The organism is Ruegeria atlantica, assembly GCF_001458195.1.
Lineage (GTDB): Bacteria > Pseudomonadota > Alphaproteobacteria > Rhodobacterales > Rhodobacteraceae > Ruegeria > Ruegeria atlantica.
The window spans coordinates 149,415-168,543 of sequence record NZ_CYPU01000023.1 but is presented as its reverse complement, the minus strand read 5'-3'; the positions used below and the strand labels follow the sequence as shown (position 1 = coordinate 168,543).

General features: G+C 54.6%; 15 protein-coding genes and 1 pseudogene. 6 read left to right on the top strand and 10 right to left on the bottom strand.

Features of this window, described 5'->3' with window-relative positions; all coding sequences use genetic code 11:
• Positions 1 to 301 precede the first annotated feature (301 nt).
• Together RUA4292_RS25210 and RUA4292_RS24935 are read left to right on the top strand one after the other, a co-directional pair.
• Positions 302 to 388: pseudogene (locus RUA4292_RS25210) on the top strand (IS6 family transposase); the annotation flags it as partial.
• Positions 389 to 544: 156 nt separating this feature from the next.
• On the top strand, positions 545 to 1,711 hold the full coding sequence (locus RUA4292_RS24935; RefSeq protein ID WP_199519997.1) for a phage/plasmid primase, P4 family: 1,167 nt from the start codon (positions 545 to 547) through the stop codon (positions 1,709 to 1,711).
• 193 nt (positions 1,712 to 1,904) lie between these two features.
• Here RUA4292_RS24935 and RUA4292_RS07540 read toward each other — a convergent pair whose 3' ends face one another.
• The 8 genes from RUA4292_RS07540 to RUA4292_RS07505 all read right to left on the bottom strand — a co-directional run bounded on the left by RUA4292_RS07540 (position 1,905) and on the right by RUA4292_RS07505 (position 10,598).
• A complete protein-coding gene (locus RUA4292_RS07540; protein WP_145974895.1) occupies positions 1,905 to 2,285 on the bottom strand; it encodes a hypothetical protein in 381 nt (126 codons plus the stop codon).
• A gap of 685 nt (positions 2,286 to 2,970) precedes the next feature.
• Positions 2,971 to 4,515 (bottom strand): arylsulfatase, encoded by a 1,545-nt coding sequence (locus tag RUA4292_RS07535; protein WP_199519996.1) that lies wholly within the window; start codon positions 4,513 to 4,515, stop codon positions 2,971 to 2,973.
• A 456-nt stretch (positions 4,516 to 4,971) separates the two neighbouring features.
• Positions 4,972 to 5,763, bottom strand: a complete 792-nt coding sequence (locus RUA4292_RS07530; RefSeq protein WP_058277033.1) for an SDR family NAD(P)-dependent oxidoreductase — start codon at positions 5,761 to 5,763, stop codon at positions 4,972 to 4,974.
• A gap of 21 nt (positions 5,764 to 5,784) precedes the next feature.
• The gene (locus tag RUA4292_RS07525) at positions 5,785 to 6,582 is read right to left on the bottom strand and encodes an SDR family NAD(P)-dependent oxidoreductase (RefSeq protein ID WP_058277032.1); all 798 of its coding nucleotides are present in this window, start codon (positions 6,580 to 6,582) and stop codon (positions 5,785 to 5,787) included.
• Positions 6,579 to 7,397, bottom strand: coding sequence for an ABC transporter permease (locus tag RUA4292_RS07520; RefSeq protein WP_058277031.1), 819 nt, complete (start codon positions 7,395 to 7,397; stop codon positions 6,579 to 6,581). Before RUA4292_RS07520 ends, RUA4292_RS07525 begins: the two co-directional genes overlap by 4 nt.
• A 9-nt stretch (positions 7,398 to 7,406) precedes the next feature.
• Positions 7,407 to 8,258 (bottom strand): ABC transporter permease, encoded by an 852-nt coding sequence (locus RUA4292_RS07515; RefSeq protein ID WP_058277030.1) that lies wholly within the window; start codon positions 8,256 to 8,258, stop codon positions 7,407 to 7,409.
• Between the two features lie 22 nt (positions 8,259 to 8,280).
• Positions 8,281 to 9,438, bottom strand: coding sequence for an ABC transporter substrate-binding protein (locus RUA4292_RS07510; protein WP_058277121.1), 1,158 nt, complete (start codon positions 9,436 to 9,438; stop codon positions 8,281 to 8,283).
• Positions 9,439 to 9,476: 38 nt separating this feature from the next.
• The gene (locus tag RUA4292_RS07505; RefSeq protein ID WP_058277029.1) at positions 9,477 to 10,598 is read right to left on the bottom strand and encodes an ABC transporter ATP-binding protein; all 1,122 of its coding nucleotides are present in this window, start codon (positions 10,596 to 10,598) and stop codon (positions 9,477 to 9,479) included.
• A gap of 127 nt (positions 10,599 to 10,725) precedes the next feature.
• Here RUA4292_RS07505 and RUA4292_RS07500 point away from each other — a divergent pair, with 127 nt between their 5' ends.
• Positions 10,726 to 11,550, top strand: a complete 825-nt coding sequence (locus RUA4292_RS07500) for a helix-turn-helix transcriptional regulator (RefSeq protein WP_058277028.1) — start codon at positions 10,726 to 10,728, stop codon at positions 11,548 to 11,550.
• Between the two features lie 405 nt (positions 11,551 to 11,955).
• Here the strand turns inward: RUA4292_RS07500 and RUA4292_RS07495 are convergent, their stop codons facing one another.
• Complete coding sequence (locus RUA4292_RS07495) at positions 11,956 to 13,587, bottom strand: oleate hydratase (RefSeq protein ID WP_058277027.1); 1,632 nt, start codon at positions 13,585 to 13,587, stop codon at positions 11,956 to 11,958.
• 261 nt (positions 13,588 to 13,848) lie between these two features.
• On the opposite strand from RUA4292_RS07495, the gene RUA4292_RS07490 reads away from it, so the two are divergent.
• On the top strand, positions 13,849 to 15,009 hold the full coding sequence (locus RUA4292_RS07490; RefSeq protein ID WP_058275759.1) for an IS30 family transposase: 1,161 nt from the start codon (positions 13,849 to 13,851) through the stop codon (positions 15,007 to 15,009).
• A gap of 194 nt (positions 15,010 to 15,203) precedes the next feature.
• Here the strand turns inward: RUA4292_RS07490 and RUA4292_RS07485 are convergent, their stop codons facing one another.
• Complete coding sequence (locus RUA4292_RS07485) at positions 15,204 to 16,238, bottom strand: helix-turn-helix domain-containing protein (RefSeq protein WP_058277026.1); 1,035 nt, start codon at positions 16,236 to 16,238, stop codon at positions 15,204 to 15,206.
• A gap of 303 nt (positions 16,239 to 16,541) precedes the next feature.
• On the opposite strand from RUA4292_RS07485, the gene RUA4292_RS07480 reads away from it, so the two are divergent.
• Both RUA4292_RS07480 and RUA4292_RS07475 read left to right on the top strand, forming a co-directional pair.
• Entirely contained in the window at positions 16,542 to 17,537 is a 996-nt protein-coding gene (locus tag RUA4292_RS07480; protein ID WP_058277025.1) for an aspartate/glutamate racemase family protein, read from the top strand.
• 102 nt (positions 17,538 to 17,639) lie between these two features.
• Positions 17,640 to 18,914, top strand: coding sequence for a carbohydrate porin (locus tag RUA4292_RS07475; protein ID WP_158506981.1), 1,275 nt, complete (start codon positions 17,640 to 17,642; stop codon positions 18,912 to 18,914).
• Positions 18,915 to 19,129: the final 215 nt, after the last annotated feature.

Here is a 19,129-nt window from a genome sequence, read left to right as displayed (position 1 = left end):
CGGAACAAACATACTTCCGGGCGGCTACTGCGTTTCATACTGCATATGATGCCGGCTTTGTTGCACAAATCGGGGTCTGAACGCAGGGGCCCTTTCCCCGGACGGATTTGTCTTGCGGATTCTGTGACAGGTAAAGCCCACCCCTTGCTTGACATTGCTGACGGGCGCCACGTTCTTATCCAATGTCCGGTTTCGGGTTCGATGCTCCTCAGTAGCGTTGCCGCGCCAGCGAAGGAGGTTGCTCTGTTCAATTACCGCATTGCGTAGGATGCGGTTCAGGGCTGTTTCGTAGCTTCGGCGTATGACAAAACACTCTCCTTTTCGCTACTTCAAAACTAGCCCTGAGGTTATCCGCCTGGCGGTAATGATGTATGTCAGGTTTCCTCTCTGGTTCTATGATGGCATGCTGTGGACCGTGCTAAACGAAAATCGGCTGACGCGTGCGATCGCTCGCTTTGACGGAGCGACCTACCTAACGCCCAGCGGCGGCAGAGGAGAGGTGAAAATTTCGTCGAGCAAGGCGAAGAGCGTTAGGGCCTTGCTGATGTCAAAACGCGAAGATGATGGTTTTTTTGACGATGTGCCTTTGGGTATCACATGTGACAGCGGCTTCATTTGCTTTGGTCGCGATCCCAGCACCGGCTTGTTTGAACCACGACTTGAGCCACACGCGCGGCGACATCGCGCCAGACATGCTGTGCGAGGCGCTTGGCCTTTGCAGGATGCTAAGTCGCACCTGAAAAACAGCGACGTCATGCGATTGTTTGAAGGCTTATTCTCAGCCGAAGCAACCCAGTTGCGGCTGCGCCATGAAGCTCCCAACCTTGAAGTGACCTTGGAGTACGCGGAGCAAGACAAGCGTGCGCGTATCGAGCTTATCCTGCAGACGGCGGCTGCAGCCGCGCTTGGGATCGGCACCCAGTTGAAGCACCCGCAAGCTTTGATCTGGATCGGCAAAGGCGGTGCTGGGAAGAGTACCACCCGCAAGGTGATTTCGTCTTTAATTTCCGCAGAGGCATTGAAATCCGTGCCTCCAGCAAAAGTCGGACAGGACTACTTTGTGGCGACCTTGCGTGGGTGCGCCCTAAACGTAGCTGAAGAAACCTCAGACCGCGACCTCTCGGGAGATGCGCTAAAGAAAGTAATCACAGGCGATGTCTGTCATGCCCGGCTGCCATACGGCATACCGTTCTATTTCAGTCCCAAGGCGCAGCATGTGTTCATCTGTAACGACCTGCCCGCATTTAGCGGGGGGATCGACAGCGGCGTTGAGCGCCGCTTCAAGGTTCTGGTATTCGACAACGCGTATTCTGAGGAGCAAGCCGACGAGGGATTGGCAGATCGCATAATCGAACATGAGGCGGATCTTCTACTACATCTTGTCGTGGGTGCGGCTGCGGAACTTTTGACCACGCGGCGCATGGTTGATCCTATGACATCACGCATCGCCAAGGAGGCGTGGATGAGGGATGCCGACCGAGTTCGTGCGTGGGCGGCAGAGAGACTATCCATCCGGGCAAACAACGTCGTCACTGTTGCTGATCTGTATTTGAATTTCCGTCAGTGGCGTGCCGCAGAAGGTGTATCGGACAGCCGAATTCCTGCGCGCAACAGCTTCGCTCGACGCTTGCGTCATGTAGAGCCCCGACTCGTTCCAGGACCCAATAGCAACGGCGCTCGGTTCGAAAACGCTATCCTCAAGGCGGTCTGATTAATAGTGGGACACCTTGTAACGAGGCCAAACGAGCTAGGCCGGCCATTTCGTCGTGGGCGGACATGCAGTAAAACCTCCCAACTTCCCTGTCGGGCGTTTGGTTGGGAGGTTGGGATGTTTTGTGTCTCGTCCTTCTGTATATTTTCTGTTGTTCACATCAAGCATAATGCTGCTTTTTAACGCCCGACGTTCATTGCAGCGCCGCGGTGCGACCCCGCGAGGACCTCCGTGTTTCGTCCAGCGCCTGACGCATTGCTGCCAAACCAGCCCGCTCGACATATTGGTCCATCGGGTCGAGTTCATCCCAAGTGCGAGATGCGGCAGCAGGCCAGAACTGCGGATGACTGTGCCGCATTTGGCTGAGCCGCCATTCATGGTGGCAGAGTTGCGGTGTCATAGCTTCAGGATCGCTCAGGAAGCGCGCAGCGACACCACAGCAGGCCTGCCACTGCCGGTCATGCACAATCGGGCTTTCCTCGCCGCTCGTTGCTGTTTGGGCTTCACAGTAGGCCATAGCGATCAGGACGATGTGCCTTGCTGCGGCAGCTTCAAGTTGGATATCTTGCTCCATGTGATTTCTCCTATTCATCATGTTGATGCACATCCCGTTGGCTGTTGCCACCGGCGACCACCCCTGGGCGGGGTTGGTGATCACGATTTTCGTGACGCTCTGGATGCTGTTGGTTTCGCCCTGCCTTAGGCTCATCAGTGGATCGGCGCTAGACCCAGACCATTCGCACCGGTCGCAAGCATGTCTCGGGCGGTCCATACCCCGGCGGTCTTCCGCGACTTACGGGCAAAGCTCGGTAGACGAGCGTCATCATGTTTGGGGGAATTGCGGGCTGTCCGCCCACGATTGGTATGTAATCGCTAAGTCTGTCAGGTTCAAGGAGCGGGCGGCGTAGCGCGGGCAAAACAAAAAGCGGCTACGTCATATAGAAAGAACAACGTCTGCTTCGCGCTCAAAATCAGCCGCTCATGCCAAGTGCAGCGAATGGCCGCGAGGAGCCCAAAGTGCAAATTGCTGCACCGTGCATCAATGCCGGAAGTGCGCAGATAGCTACCTTTGCAAAGTTGAGCGGACGACCCAAAACTGACATTGTTGATGCCCGTAGCGAACGGCGGCTAAGAAACCCGTTCTACCAACTCTGCCGGGCGCGAACTCGCAGCGATACCGCTCAACTGCAGACACCCGGTCGTCAACGCCGGATGTCATCTCTGTTACCTAGAAGCTATTCGGGACACTGCGCATCTGCTCACTGAGAAATGCCGCCCTCCGTCGAGGTTTGTTCTTCCACATGAGCTTGGTTAGCCACCGGTTTCCCACGGGGTGGGAAGTCTGCAAAAGTAGCAAGATGCGCCTGCACAATTCGTGCAGCGGGACCGAAGGCCCACATTTTGTTGCCCATCCAACGGACGTACATGCCGCTTTCGTCTGCAGCCTTTTCGTACGGATCCCGACGGAGGTTGTACAGCAACGGTGCTACCAATTCTTCTTTTGGGCCAGACCAGCCTTGGTTCTGAACAACAAAGTGAGCTTTCCAGTCGTTGTAGCGCACTGCCTGAAGGTCAGTACCCTGATAGTAGATCAACTCCTTCCGGCTGCTCTTTTCGGCCTCGCCGGTCAGGTAAGGTAGCTGGTTATACCCATCCACATGCACCTTGTATCCCTCGTACCCTTCCAAAAGCTGTTCCTTTAGGTCGGCAGGGCCACCCGCAGCGGCAACAAGAGTCGGCATCCAATCCATTCCGCTGAATATCCCATTCAGGACTTGGCCTTCGGGAATTCGCCCTGGCCAGCGGATGATCGCGGGAACCCGGAAGCCGCCTTCCCAAGTCGTACCTTTTTCGCCATGAAATGGCGTCGTTCCACCATCCGGCCATGTCATCGTTTCAGGACCGTTGTCCGCTGTGAACATGACGATTGTGTTGTCGGCAATACCGAGATCATCGAGGTGGGCGAGAACTTTGCCGACATTGTCGTCCAGTTCTTTCATTATCACATCTTGAAGGCCGCGACCGTCTCCCAACATCGCTTCGTACTTTGGGCTGAGGTGCGTCCAAACGTGAGCCCGCGCTGGAGCCATCCAGACAAAGAAGGGTGTGTCCGTTTCAACCGCACGGGAAATAAAGTCCTTTGTGTGTGCTGTCACCTCATCGTCCAGCGTCTTTTGCCGCTCTGGAGGGGCAGGGCCATCGTCAACAATCCGTTGTTTGCCGACTTTTCCGAAACGGGGATCGATTGTTTCATCGTCTTCGTCGGTGGCAAAGGAATGAATGAGATTGCGCGGACCAAATTGCGCCTCAAACTCAGGATCATCCGGCCAGTCCGGGTCAGACGTGTATTCCATTGCGTTCAAGTGATACAGCCAGCCCCAATATTCATCGAACCCTTTGGTCGTGGGTAGGAATTCGTTCAAATCTCCAAGGTGGTTCTTGCCAAATTGTCCTGTCGTGTATCCCTGTTGTTTTAGGAACATCGGAAGGGTCGGATCATCGGGGTGTAGGCCGACTGGGTCTCCGGGAAGACCAACCGTGTGCATCCCTGTCCGAATAGGCATCTGTCCAGTCATGAAGCCTGAGCGCCCGGCCGTACAGCTTGGTTCGGCGTAATAATCTGTCAGGCGCGCACCGCCCATCGCAAGTTGGTCGAGATTGGGTGTCTTAATACTTTTGATTCCACCGTGGTACGCACCCAAACTCGCCCAGCCCACGTCATCGGCCATGATAACAAGAATATTGGGAGGGGCCTCATCAGCGGCCCATGAGTGAGAGGCAGCAAGGCTGAGCCCAATTGCCATTGACAATAACCTATACATTTAAACCCTCTATTTGTTGCCTTTCAATGCAGCCTAATAAAAACCGCCCTAGCTGCCTAGATTTTCTTGCTGCAACAGCATCCAGCGGCTTCGCCCGTTGCTGCCGTTAGAGCGCATTACAGCGAAGGACGGCTTTCCGCCCGACGAGCAGCTCGGTCATGTCCGCTTTGGGCTGCCTGCGGTCCTAGATCCCAAACAGGGGAACGGATGGAAAGTCCGCGAAGCAGACATTGGAGAGAGTTGCGACGAATGACCGCCTCGCGGACTTTCCCGACCTTCGGCTGAAATGCTCCAGAAGCCGCATCCGGCCCATTGCAGTCATTCGTCGTGAAAGTTCTCGCCGCATTGCGGCTCCACCGATCCAGCCATTCGCTGCGCCGCCAAAGTGATCGTGCAACTCAAAGTCCGATGGTCATGATTGTCCTATTCGCTTGGCATTTAACCTTTTGCGTACCAGCCGTTGTCAACATAGGTTGCATTGCCGTTCACAAAGCTGGCCTCATCAGATGCAAGAAAAACCACCGCCGCGGCCACTTCCTCTGGATAGCAAATGCGTCCCTGCGTTGCCGCCATCCCAGAGTCTTCCCATTCCTGTCCGGCGGCGTCCAACTCTGCTATTTCCTTGAGGCCATGCGCCGTTTCAACAAACCCAGGGCAGACCGCGTTACACCGGATGCCCGCATCGCGATATTCGGTTGAGATCGTGCGCGCCAGTTGAAGAACCGCGCCTTTTGACATGCAGTAGACTGACTCCAACGCATAGCCCAGTTCAGCCGCAATAGACGAAGTAATCACGATTGAGCCGCCGCCATTTGCGCTCATGTCTTGAACCGCACGACGGCAGGTCAGAAAGGCCGATTTCACGTTTACATCCATCAACCAGTCATATTCTTCTTCGCTGGTTTCATGCATCGCTTTGACGATGATGGTTCCTGCGTGATTGAACAGGACATTATAGGGTCCAAAGGCTTCAAGGGCAGCGTCAAAGGCAGCATTGATCTCGGCGTCCTTGGTGACATCAGCATGAAAAAATGCCGCCTCACCACCTGTGTCGCGGATCATGTCGACTGTTTTCCGACCCTCTTCATTCTTGATATCAAAGATGCTGACCTTGGCACCTTCTTCGGCAAACATCAGCGCGGTGGCCCGCCCCATTCCAGTGGCTCCCCCTGTAATCACGGCAACTTTTCCCGCGAGGCGGCCATTGGGTGTCTTGAGGCTATTGGTCATATTGGTGCTCCGTACAGAAGTTCAGATGCATTCTCCGCCATCGATGACCAGCGCATGGCCCGTCATAAAGGTGGACATGTCGGAGGCCAGAAACAGGATTGAATCGGCCATTTCTTCGGTCGTGCCCCAGCGTCCCATCGGAATGGTTTCAGACACGTAGTTTTCTAGCTTTTCGCGCCCGCCCATTTGCACTTCGAAACCGGCGTTAAACGGCGTGTCGATAAAACCCGGACACAGGGCGTTAAAACGAACATTGTGTTTGGCATAATCTGCGGCCATCTGACGGGTCATGGCGACCACTGCATGCTTGGTAGTGGCATAGGCAATCATTTCGCGGTCGTATTGCACACCCGAGTTTGACGAAGTGATGATTACACTGCCACCTCCCTGCTCGCGCATGGGACCCACCGCAGCGCGAGCCGCGATAAAATGCGACCGCACGTTCAATCGCCAGGACATGTCCAAACCTTCAACGGGCACCTGCTCAAGGTTGCCTTCAACCTGATAGCCAGCGTGAGAGTGCAGGACATCAAGGCGCCCGTAAGCTTTGACGACTCTGTCGACCTCGGCTTTGACTGCCTGATCGTCGGTGACATCTAGCCCTCTCGAGGCCGCCACCAGCCCCTCGCCATGTAAGTCTTCGACCACATGCGCAGCCTTGTCGGCGTCCAGATCTGTCACAATAACTTTGGCGCCATGACGGGCCATGGCCATTGCCCCTGCCCGGCCAATTCCTGATCCGGCGCCTGTCACCAGAACAACCTTGCCGCCGAGTATCGGAAAAGGTCGGGCCTTAAGAGATTTTTCTGCAAGGGTCATCGGGACTTTTTACCTCCGCGTTGCAGCAACAACTGGGCGGTAATCAGCAGTAACAGAGACACGCCCATCACCATCGTTCCAATCGCGTTGATTTCAGGTGTCACACCGCGTCGGATGGATGAGAACACATAGATCGGCAGCGTCGTTTCTGAGCCCGCCACAAAGAACGCGATGATGAAGTCGTCGAAGCTAAAGGTGAAGCTCAGCAAAAAACCCGCCAGGATGGCCGGAAAGATCATCGGCAATGTCACCTGTCGGAACGTTCCCATCGGCGTGGCGTAGAGATCCGAAGAGGCCTCGGTCAGCGCGCGATCCATCCCCGCGAGCCGTGCCCGTACGATAATTACCACAAGCGCCATCAAGAACATCGTGTGGGCGGCGATCAGCGAGCCGATGCCCATGCGCAGCTTTGGCGGCTTGAACCCGTCCGGCCAAATCGCCGCAATCAGCGGGTTCAGTTGGTCAAATACGGTGACCAGCCCGATCAAAGTGGCGATCCCAATTACAATGCCGGGGATCATCACCGCAACATAGATCAGCAGATCAAAGGTAGCTCGCACGGGACCACGAATGCCCTGCAGGGCGACGGCGGCCATGGTGCCAAAGACGCTGGCAAACAGCGCCGAACAAAATGCCACGACCAGGCTGGTTTCCAGCGCGTCCATCACGAACGGATTGGACAGCGCCTTGCCATACCATTTGGTTGAGAACCCCTGAAGCTGGCTCGCGTGTCGACCGGCGTTAAAGCTGAACAGGGCGATGACACCGATAGGAATGTAGAGAAAAAGGTAAACGCAGATTGCATACAGTCTCATCGCATAGCCTCACATAATCGATACGTCTTCACGGCTTGCGCCGAGGCGGCTAATCAGCCGCATGTAGATCGTGACGGTAATCAGCATGACGACCACAAGGGTGACAGCAACCGCCGACCCATAGGCCCAGTTGCGTGACTGAAGGAACAGGTCGACCAGTGCATTGCCAACAAAGAACACTTTGCCACCGCCCAGCAGAGCCGGGATCAGGTATTCGCCCATCAACAGGATAAAGACGAGCATGCAACCAGTCGCAATGCCGGGCACCGAAAGCGGGAGCGTGATCTGAAGAAAGGTCTTCCACGGCTTTGCGCCCAGATCAGACGACGCCTCGAGCAGGCGTTTGTCGAGTTTGTCGAGGCTGACATAGATTGGGAACACCATCAGCGGTAGATACCCATAGATAATCCCAACCAGCACCGCAAACGGCGTGTTGATTAGGCGTAGTCCCTCAATTCCGACCCATTCGAACAAGGCAGGTATCCCGCGTCCACCCAGCAGGAAAATCCAAGCGTAACTGCGGATCAGGATCGACGTCCAGAATGGCACGATCACCAGAACCAACAGGATGGTTTTCCACCTCGGAGTCGTTTTGACAGCGAGAAAGTAAGCCAGGGGATAGGCGATAAGCAGCGCCGCCATGGTTCCTAACGGCGCCAACGTCATCGTATTTTTGAACGCTGCCCAGCGTGCAGGAAGGTTGGTGTATTGTTCCAAAGTGAGAGCGAGCTCAACGCCACCTGACGAGGCTCGCTCTCCAAAGCTAAAGATGAAGACAACTGTTAACGGAATGATCAGCATCACGAGGAACCAAGTTCCCGCAGGTGCCAACAACAACCAGTTGCGTGTTCTTTTCGTCATGTTGTCTTCACCTTAGTTCAGATCAGGCCGACTTGAACCGAGCCATCAGCTCGGCGCGGTTCGGATCGGTCAGAGTGACTGCGGCCCCGAATTCCAGTGGGCTCAAAAGCTCCTGAGCCGGGAAGATGATCGGATCATTCTTCAACTCTTCGGGCAGTTGATCATATGTTCGGGAATCTGCCGTCGGATAGCCGTGCGCCAGCACTTCTTTGACGTTAACATTCGGATCCAGCATGAAGTTGATCAACGCATAGGCCGCTGCCTTGCGCTCGGAGCTTTTGGGGATCGCCCAGTAATCGCTCCAGATTTCGCCGCCCTCTTTGCCAAGCACATAGGCGATCTCGGGTATGTCGGTGTTCAGCTGCTTGCCGTCGCCGGACCAGCAGATGGTCAACCAGGCATCCCCATTACGCATACCCGGCTGATAGTCCGACGTAATGGCAAACAGATGTGGCTTCACGTCAATCAGCAGTTTCTCGGCATCGGCCAGCTCTTTCTCGTCAACCGAATTGAACGAATAGCCAAAGGCGTTCAGGGCGCTGCCAATCGTGGTCAGCTGATAGTCGTGCACGATAGTACGACCCGAGAACTTGCCCATGGTGATATCAAAGAACTCTCGCCATGATGAAATCGCATTTCCACCATTGTGCTTAGTGTTGACGGCCATGCCGGTCGATCCCCAGTTCTTGGGAACACCATAGAGCTTACCGTTGACTGAACCTGCCTCGGCGTAGCGCGCATCAAAGGCCGACGCATCATAGTTCGGCAACATCGACGTATCCAACGGTTCGATCAGATCCTCTTTGACGTAATCTTCAAACGTGTAGTTGGTGGGCACATAGACATCCCAACCTGTGGCACCGGCCTGCAACTTGGCTAGCATTTCTTCGTTCGAGCCAAAGACGTTGACCTGCACATGTGCGCCGGTCGCCTCGGTAAAGGCGTCAAAGTTGGCCAGATCATGATAGTTCGGCCATGTAGCCAGAACCACGCGATCACCAATATCGCCAGCATATGCAGGTTGTGGGCGCAAACCGGGCACCGAGGCCCCCATCACAGCCGCTGCCGCACCAAGGCCGGTTACATTCAGGAAATGGCGCCGCGTGATTGAGCCCTTCCGGTAGCTTTCCAGCTTCTCCATGAACTCCTTCTTGGAGATATGGTCGATGGTCTTTGTCATTTTCTTTACTCCCTTTTGCATGGTTGTTGTGGACGTCGTTAATTTCGGTCGAGAATGAGCGCCGCCGATGTCTCCCACGAGACCAGGGCTTTGTCGCGGACGGCAAAAGCACCTTCGCTAAGGTCCGCCTGACGCGGAGCGAGTACGAGGAAGTCACCAAGGGTTTCGTGCGTCACCAGGTATTCAGTGTGTTCGCCAAGAAAAATTCGGTTGTGGACTTCGACCTCAAGACCTTTGCCCTGACGGCGCAGTTTCATTTGTTCAGGGCGCACGCTAACGCACACCTCCTGCCCGTCGACAAGACCATCACCGGGCATGCCCTGTATCCGCATTCCATTGTCCAGAAGCACCTCAGACAAGCCGTCCGTCGAACGCTGAAGTTTGCCATTAAAGAAGTTGGACGTGCCTACAAAATCAGCGACATAGCGAGAATTTGGGCGATCATACAACTCTTGCGGGCTACCGATCTGCACAATTCTGCCGTCCCGCATGATGCAAATACGATCGCTCATCGATAGTGCCTCTTCCTGGTCGTGTGTCACCAGTACAAAGGTGATACCCAACTGGCGTTGCAGATCCTGCAGTTCGATCTGCATCTCCTTACGCAACTTGCGATCAAGCGCGGCCATGGGTTCGTCCAGCAACAGGAGTTTGGGCTCATTGATGATAGCGCGGGCCAGGGCCACGCGCTGTTGCTGGCCGCCTGACATCTCCCAGATCTTGCGATCCTCAAAGCCTGCCAGTTGCACCACATCAAGGGCTTTGCTCACCCGTTCCGAAATCTCTGCCTTTGGTATGCGCGGGCGGATCTGGCGTAACCCGTACCCGATGTTTTGCGCCACGGTCATATGTGGGAACAGTGCATATTGCTGAAACACCATGTTCACCGGACGGTGGTGCGCTTCGAGCGTGTTCACCACCTTTCCATCCAGCAACACATCCCCTTCGGTGGGGGTTTCGAAACCTGCCAGCATCCTCAAAGCTGTTGTCTTGCCGCATCCGGACGGGCCTAGAAAGGAAAGGAACTCGCCCTCGGCAATCGAAAGGTTCAAATCACTGGCGGCCAACACTTCGCCAAAGCGCTTTGTCACTCCACGCAGTTCTGCGATCGGTTTTTTGCCAGCTGGCTCAACCTCGCCAACATATCCCCCGTTTTCCATTTATTTCTATCTTTTTCCGATTTGTTGACTACTATCTATATTGGAAAAACTGTAAGAAAAACTTGTTTCAGTGTATATACCATGTTTTTAGTATATCAATCTGAATAGCAGGGCGCGGAGGAGGATCATGAAAGCTTTGTACGAAGCAACCGGCACGCTCATTGACGCTATCGGCTCAGAGAGCTTTGCACAAACCTTGTCTGATACGCTGAGGCAGATCACCCCGTTCGATTACACTGTTGTATTTGGATATTTTGGCCAAGCCCGCCCTTTGGATTTGTATGACGATTTCCCAAAAAATAAGCGCAAGGTCTTTGTTGAGGACTATCAGGAAGGCCCATACTTGCTTGACCCATTTTATCTTGTTTGCGAGACCGATTTCGTTCCCGGACTGCATCGAATTCGCGATCTGGCACCGGACAGGTTTTTTCAGGGCGAATACTATCGCAGCTATTATGCCCGAACCGGGCTTGCGGAAGAAATGGGCTTTGTGATCCGGCTTCCTGAATCCGCCAGTGTGGTTGTTTCCGTGATGCGTGAGCAAAAGGCTTTTTCAGCCAAGGATTTCCGACAACTCAATGAGTTTTGGCCCATTGTGCAGGCGACATGCAAAAGACACTGGGACGATCTTGCCAACCGGTTTGGATCTGTTGAAGGCGAGGTAGCAGATGATGATCTTTATCAAAGCGTGGCCCTTGCTTTTACCAATTTCGGACAGGGTGCCCTGACGCCAAGAGAACGCCAGGTCGTCGAATACACGCTCAAAGGTCATTCCGCAGACGCTGTGGGGCGCATCCTCAAAATTTCCCCCGGCACTGTGCGTATCCACCGAAGGAATGTTTATTCAAAACTGCAGATCCGATCTCAAGGTGAGTTGTTTTCGAAGTTCATAGATGAATTGGTTTCGGGCGGACACTCATCGTTGTCGTCCAAATCACTGAACGCTAACTGAAGCCGATCGCCTTGGAGCGTACTTGCTCCAACTTCTTTTCGCGAACGGTGAAGGCGAGGCAGAGCCCCTGCAAAACATAAAAACGTCTGAGTGTTCTGTGGGGTGTGAAGAAAGCATGCTCCATATTCGAACGGGACGCCTCCTGAGGCCTCATTCATCCATCTCGAGTGACCGCTTTTCTATTTTGGCTTGCATTTCATGCGCCTGCAGCGAATGACTGCTTTCCGCCCTTCGTGACGGATGCCGCACCTTTCATGAATGAGCAGATTGGGCTCAATGCCGCCGTTCGCTGCACGTTGCCTGAACGACCGCCTTGCGGACCAAGCAGTCTTTTGCTGAAAGTGCAGAACCCCCTCTTGCGGCCAGTCTAGTGGCAATTTTTTTTGGGGGGGGGTAGTACGACCCTCATCTGAGGATAGCCTTGGCCGTCGCCAAGTTTGTCCATGGGTCGTGCTGGCCGAAATACATCGCAGGAGGTTCGATCGAGGCGTTCACCAGCCCCTTGATCGCCAAGATCGCCCCGAGGACGCTGTACTCGGTGGTGAACACGATCCCGTCGGGGATCTCCACAAACTGCCCCAGCAATGCGAAGTTCTGAGAACCTTCGGGAATGACAGGTGGCCGGTCCCCTTCTGCACGAGGCAAAAACTGAGAAATGCCGTAGGGCAAGCGACAGGGCACGCAGTACGAGGTGTCAAGGAGTTCTGTTTTTTCGTCCCCGTCCAGGTCGCCCCAGAGATGACCAAGGATCTCCTCCAGAATCTCGCGCCCTGTACACTCATACATTGGCTTTTTCACGAATTGCCCTTCGTTGTCCTCGCCGAGGGCTGAAACCCAGATCACGCAGGTGTCAGCGGCCTGTCCAGGATAAAAGGGTTGCCGATAGGTGTGCAGATGCAAGATCCAAGGTGAGTGCGTAAGGGGTAATGGGCTTTGCCGTCCCATCAACCGCTCTACGAGCCACTGGAACTTTCGCTCAAAAAGGCTGCCGCGGAAGGTCACAGTGCAATGCATCATCCTGGAGAGCGATACATCCCGCAGGAAGCGCTCAGGGCGGCCCAAGTCAGATTGCTTAGCCACCAATTTCTGCCAGAGCAAGTACGCTCCGCCTGGCTTCTCCGGGGGCGACATCGAGACGCGTTGGTCGTGGGACCCATAGGCGTGATTGGATACGATTGAACCAATCGTCAAGAATGCCCTATCGTGCGGCTGAACCTCGATCGGGTCCATGACCTCACCGTCCGAGCTCTCCAAATGCAAGCGCTCAATCCAGCGCTGTGTGCCGTCAACTTTGAAGTCCGCGTCCGTAACGCGGCAGTTATAGTGGATTTGAACGCCTTTCTCGGTCAACAAACGCAGCGCCGGCAAGATGAAGGAATGGTAATTAGTGTAGCGGGTACGCTCTAGCGAGGTCATCTTCTCCATATCGGACATCCGATGGAAGAACAGACGCATATAGCGCCGCATCTCGACCGCCGAGTGCCATGGCTGAAATGCGAAAAGGGCGCGCCACATGTACCAGTAGTTGCTGCGGAAAAAGGCGTGACTGAAATAGTCGGTGATTTTGGCATCATCGGGAATCGACGACTCGGGTGTCGCCATCAAGCGCGCCATCTGAACTGTCTCAATTGGGCCGAGGCCGAGGTCGTGGCCGCTGTCCTTTTCGCCATCTGCATGCAGCAGGCGGACGACGGTATCGACCTGGCATTCTTCATGGTTGCGCTCATGATCGTCGAGGCAAGAACCATGTTCGTCATAGGGGATAAGCGACCAAAGCTCTTTGGTGCAGCAGTAGACCTTGTCTTCGTACATCCGGCTACCGCGCATAAAATAGACAGGCTTGCCGTCGACCATTTTCATTGAGGCATCCATCGAGCCGCCTACCAGATCTCTCTCCGGGTTTTGTTCGAAAATATGGATGTTCGCCGGATCAAAACCGGCTTTCTGCACCAGATAAACTGCGGCCGATATAGATCCTAGGCCCAGACCGTTGAGATAAACCTTGGAATTGTTGCTGTTATCTTGCATCTGGCCCATTCTACTCTCCTTATTAGCAATGCAAGGTAACTCCGGCAAAGGTGTAGGCAAGGTGAACTTTTGATCAGCCAACCGTTATCCTCCAGACTTATCTGATTGTTGTCGCGCTAAGGGCTTATTTGTTTTCATATCCCATGCCGTTGGCTCTCAGGCGATCTTGCCGCACGAACGAAGAGCGCGAATTTAATTTGACCGCTTTGGGCGGCGGACTCAACGGATCGCCGCAACACTTCACTTTGGAAGCAAGGATGGAGTGTTGGTATGGCTTATCGTCGTCGGATTTATTTTACGGAGAAACAGAAGGCAGAGATTTGGGATCGCTGGCAGCGCGGAGAGTCGATGAGCTCGATCGGTCGGTTGTTTGATCGAGGCTCGTCGTCGATCTATCCCCTGCTTGCGAGAACGGGTGGTATACGGCCACCAGAGCGGCGGCGATCACGGTGGGCGTTGACAACGGCAGAGCGCGAAGAAATCTCACGCGGGCTTGGAGCCGAGTTGTCCGTTCGTACAATTGCGCGTCAGCTGCGCCGATCTCCATCGACGATCAGCCGGGAGGTGCGGCGCAACGGGGGGCGTCAGCATTACCGGGCCACCCAGTCCGATCAGGCAGCCTGGGAGCGTGCACGGCGTCCGAAGCCCTGCAAGCTGGCGGAGAGGCCGGCGCTCTGTCACACAATAGCTCAGAAGCTCGAACGCAAGTGGTCGCCGCAGCAAATCGCGGGTTGGCTGAAGCGCGAGCATCCCGACGACGAGGGCGAGCGTGTGTCTCACGAAACGATCTACAGAAGCCTGTTTATCCAGGCCCGTGGCGTTCTGAAGAAGGAGTTGCTTGCACATTTGCGCGCGACACGTGCCATCCGCCGGTCTCGCCATGCTAGCCTGAAGCGGGATGGGCTCGGTCAAATCAAGGATGCGATCTCGATCCGGGAACGCCCGGCCGCTGTCGAAGACCGCGCCATTCCCGGCCACTGGGAAGGTGACCTGATCGCCGGCTCGAAGAACAGCTTCATCGCGACGCTGGTGGAGCGGCGCACGCGCTATGTCATGCTCGTGAAGGTGGGCGGGAAAGAAACGCAGACTGTCGTGGCTGCGCTGACCGCACAAATCCAACATCTGCCGAGAGAGCTTCGCCAGACGCTGACCTGGGACCGCGGCAAAGAGCTTGCCGATCACAAGAACCTGGCACTGGCCACCGATCTCGACATCTACTTTTGCGACCCGCACAGCCCGTGGCAACGCGGCACCAACGAGAATACCAACCGTCTCCTGCGCCAGTACTTCCCAAAGGGCACCGACCTCTCAGTGCACAGCCAGGAACATCTCGACGCAGTTGCTCGTGAACTCAACGAGCGGCCAAGAAAAACGTTGCATTACTTCTCACCAGCAGAGACGTTCCATGAATGTGTTGCGGCGATCGGTTGAAACGGCACCGCATTGCAGACATTGGGCGTTATTAACTGAATGTCCGCATCGAGCCCAAAGTGCTCGTTGGTTTGGCTCGCAGCATACGACGCGAAGGGCAGAAAGCGGGCATAAGTTGCAGAGAGCATGAAAACGCCGAAACAAACTAATTCTACCGTTCGTTTTCCGAATAATCCGACGCCATTTTGACGTCGTCACAGTTTCCATTCCCGGTACTTGGTCGGGGAGAACCCTGTCCATTTTCGGAACGCACGGGTGAAACTGGTTGAGTCTGAGTAGCCTAGTTGGCCAGCGATTTCAGAAATACTCGTTTTTTCCTGCGCCAGGGCACCCACTGCAATTTCACATTTCAGATCATTGGTGATTTGGGTGAGATTTGTGCCCTCAAAGGCAAGCAGCCGCATCAGAATGCGGTAGTTCATGCCGCAAATCGATGCCATCTTTGGCCCGGACAAACCGGGTTCGCCAATATGGGGCCTGAGGGCTTGCTTGATTGAAGAAACGATGGATTTAGCTGGGTTCTGGCTTTCTTTTTCTAGAAGAGCCCGCCTGAGAAAATCGGCCTCGTCGAATTGCCTGGCAAGCCATTGGGCTGGGAACCGGATCTTGTGGCCTTGGCGGTCCCCTTTTACTGCGTGGATGCCGTGAAATATCCGTGGCAATGCCTTTGATTCGCTGACCGTTACCAATACCTCTGACGGCTTCCAGTCTGGGCCCATGGCGTGTCGCAAAATTGAAATCAGAAAGCCCACATGAAACCCGTCGACCTGAGCAGGTGTAAGCGACAATTTAAAGGATCTGTGCCCACTTATGATGGCCATAGCCCCATGAACATCCAGCCTTTGCTGAATTGCACTGGAATGCTTAGTCGCGGAGACAACCCACGCAGTCAACAGGTCGCCAATGGTAGAGGCCGTTTTGGAAACGCCAACGGTTGGATACCATTTGCTCAGATCCAGATTCTCACCAATTCTGGCGCAAAAATCCCTCTCGCCTGACGCATCGGCCGCAGCCTCAAGAAACTGATACATGACCATCGCATGCACAAACGTGTCCGAATCCAGCAGTGCCTCGCGGTTAAGGCCGACGCTGTCCAGAACGTCGTCAGAAGGCAGGCCTCGTTTGTCCATCTCCTCAAGGACCGGATGGGCTGATATCAGCCGAACCAAAGGCAATGTCGACATGCTGGACCGTGCATCCGGCCCGGTAATCAGGCGGTCATTGTTCATAATCCCATAACATCACTGTTTCCGCCCGCTGGGTAAAAAAATTTGACAGACCTGACAGGTTTGACAACTTTTCCGCCCAATTGGTGCCAAACCTGTCAGGCGCGAACTTTCATCAATTGTCTATGATCATCAGGCACCTCGGTGATTTCAGCCGCAGTGCTTTGAGTTCCAACATCGTGACGGAGTTCAAGCATGCCAGCCCATTGTGCAAACCGCTCACCAGCTGGATGCATCGATTTTGGGCGCAGCTTTTCTCAGTAGGCTGCCACATTTCAATCTAACTAGGAATGGGAGAAAACCAGGATGAGTACCGATTATGACCCCGAACTGCCGCCTGATGATACCGACACCGGAACCGTCATAGATAGACGTGAATTCATGGGAACCGCAGCCGTTGGGGCAGCCGCATTCAGCGCGAGTGTGATCGCCAGCTCCAGCCAGGCAACGGCGCAGACGGCGGCCGACGGCACAATACCGACCGTTGACTGGAAGACGGTTGATCCGGGTTCACGAGGCAATGATCTTTACGCGCCGCAGTCTGGTTTCAACAATACAGATGTTACCTGGTGGCCTGGGCGCAATGTCTCGGGTTTGACTGTTGGACTGATCCAGTTTCAGGCCAACCTGCCGATGATACCGGGCAACATGGGAAACGCGACGACGTTCGATTTCCCGATGCTGTATCGCGAGATGAATGCCGAAAATGTTCTGGACGTGATGGCGACAACACCTGTCGAGCAGTTCACCGATGCCTGCGTCGAGGCCGCGCAGTGGCTTGAAATGCAGGGCGTGCGGGCGATCATGGGGAACTGTGGCTTCTTTGGTCACTACCAGATTGCGGTTCAAGAGCGGATCAATACGCCATTCTTTTCATCCAGCCTGATGATGCTGCCAATGATGGTCCGGTCTTTGCCCGGCAACAAAAAAGTTGGTGTGCTGACCGCCAACGGGCCGCTTCTGCGCGAAGGCCCGGCGATGGAGAACTGCGGGCTGAGTCCGGATGACAAGGCCAATCGCGTCGTGGTCGAAGGGTGCGAAGATGACATCGAGTTCGCCAGGGCCATGGCCGTTCAGGGTGCTTACAATCCAGTGAAATTTGAACAAGACGTGCTTACCGGGATCAAACGCCTTTTGGCAAAAGACCCCGATATCGGTGTGATCCTGTTGGAATGTACCGAACTGTCCCCACATGCGCATGCAGTTCAGCGGTTGGTGAACATGCCTGTTTGGGACTACACGTCACTGACCAATTGGATCCACGCGGGTTGCGCACGCCGACCATTCTCCGGCCACGTCTAGCTCAATTAACGCTGATCCTGGAATCCGCCAGGGTCAGCATTTTCTGGTGCAAGGTATCGGGTGGATATGTCGCCTGAAAATAAGATCGATTGGGAAAAAGCAATGAGCAGGTTTCTTACGATTGTTTTGATCGGAGCAGGAGTTGGTCTGAATTTTGTAGCACATGATGCGTTGGCTGAAGATGCAAGTTCAACAACCATTCTGCCTCAGACCACTATCCGATTTGGTGGGCCTGATGCAGTCCCAAGCCAGTTGCGCAATGACGCCAGAAAAAAAGACACGCTAACTGGGCAGGATGTCTTGCTCAGCTATCGGGAATGGACAGAGCGTTTCCGCCAAAGAACCGGCATCTCATACACTCTGGATTACACTACCGCGGGGCTGTTTCCATCGAACACGATCAGCGGAGAAAACAGTTTCACCAGCGGCGCCGTGCGTTTCTATGGCCAATGGGAACTGGTTGGACGAGGTGGCGACAACACAGGGACTTTTGTTTGGAAAGTTGAAAATCGCCATGGGTATTCCGGCCCACCGGTTAGCGCAGCGGCAGCGGATATTGGTCTAGCCGGGGCGATGCTTAGTTCGCTGAGCGATGCTGGCAACAGGCTGACCAACTTTTACTGGAAACAAAACCTGCGCGGTGGGCGCCTGGAAATTATTGGCGGCATGCTCGATGTTACCGACTGGACGGATGTATACGCGCTGGCTTCTCCCTGGACTGGCTTCTTCAATTTCGCCTTTGGGACCGGTGGAGCCGCAATGGCTCTGCCCGACGATGCAGCGCTTGGTTTGTTCGTAAATGGGATGATCACCGACAACCTTTATTTCGTGACAGGTTTTGCTGACGCTAATGCGGATTCGACCGATCCGATGAATGGTTTTGATACAGTTGGGGACGGCGAATTTTTTAAAACGCTTGAGATCGGTTGGGTCACGTCACAGGACCGGTTCTATCTGGACAACACGCATTTGACGCTCTGGCATATCGACGAACGCCAGGCGGCCGGAGTACCCGACGGATGGGGCGTGAACTTTTCCTACTCCCGCTCCTTTGACGAGAAGTGGATGCCTTTTTTCCGGGCCGGTTATGCCAAAGATGGCGGCACCATTTTACAGAAATCTGTAAGTGCTGGGTTTGCGCATCATTTCGGCGCGGGTGACAGCCTGTTGGGTTTTGGTGTCAATTGGGGTCAACCAAATGAAACCACTTATGGTTCGGGCTTGAGTGACCAGTACACAATCGAATTGTTCACGCGACTCCAAGTTTCAGAGAACATTCAGATCACACCCGACGTTCAATATATCAAGAACCCCGCTCTGAACCCAACAGCAAACCACAGTCTGGTTTTGGGATTGAGGATGCGGGCGGTCTTTTAATGTTAGTCATGCTTGCACGGCACAGATTTCAATGCAGTAGCTAGGCTTAAAACTGAACCGAACCCAGTGACCAATTTGAGTTTGAAACAATCACTCGTCCACTGTGGGCTGAACGGCAGGTTTGGGTGCCGAAGCACTAGTTGGGTCAGTACCTTCGAATGGCGGAAAAGTCCGCTAAGCGGAAGTTGTTCAACTATCTTGCCAATGGCCGCTTT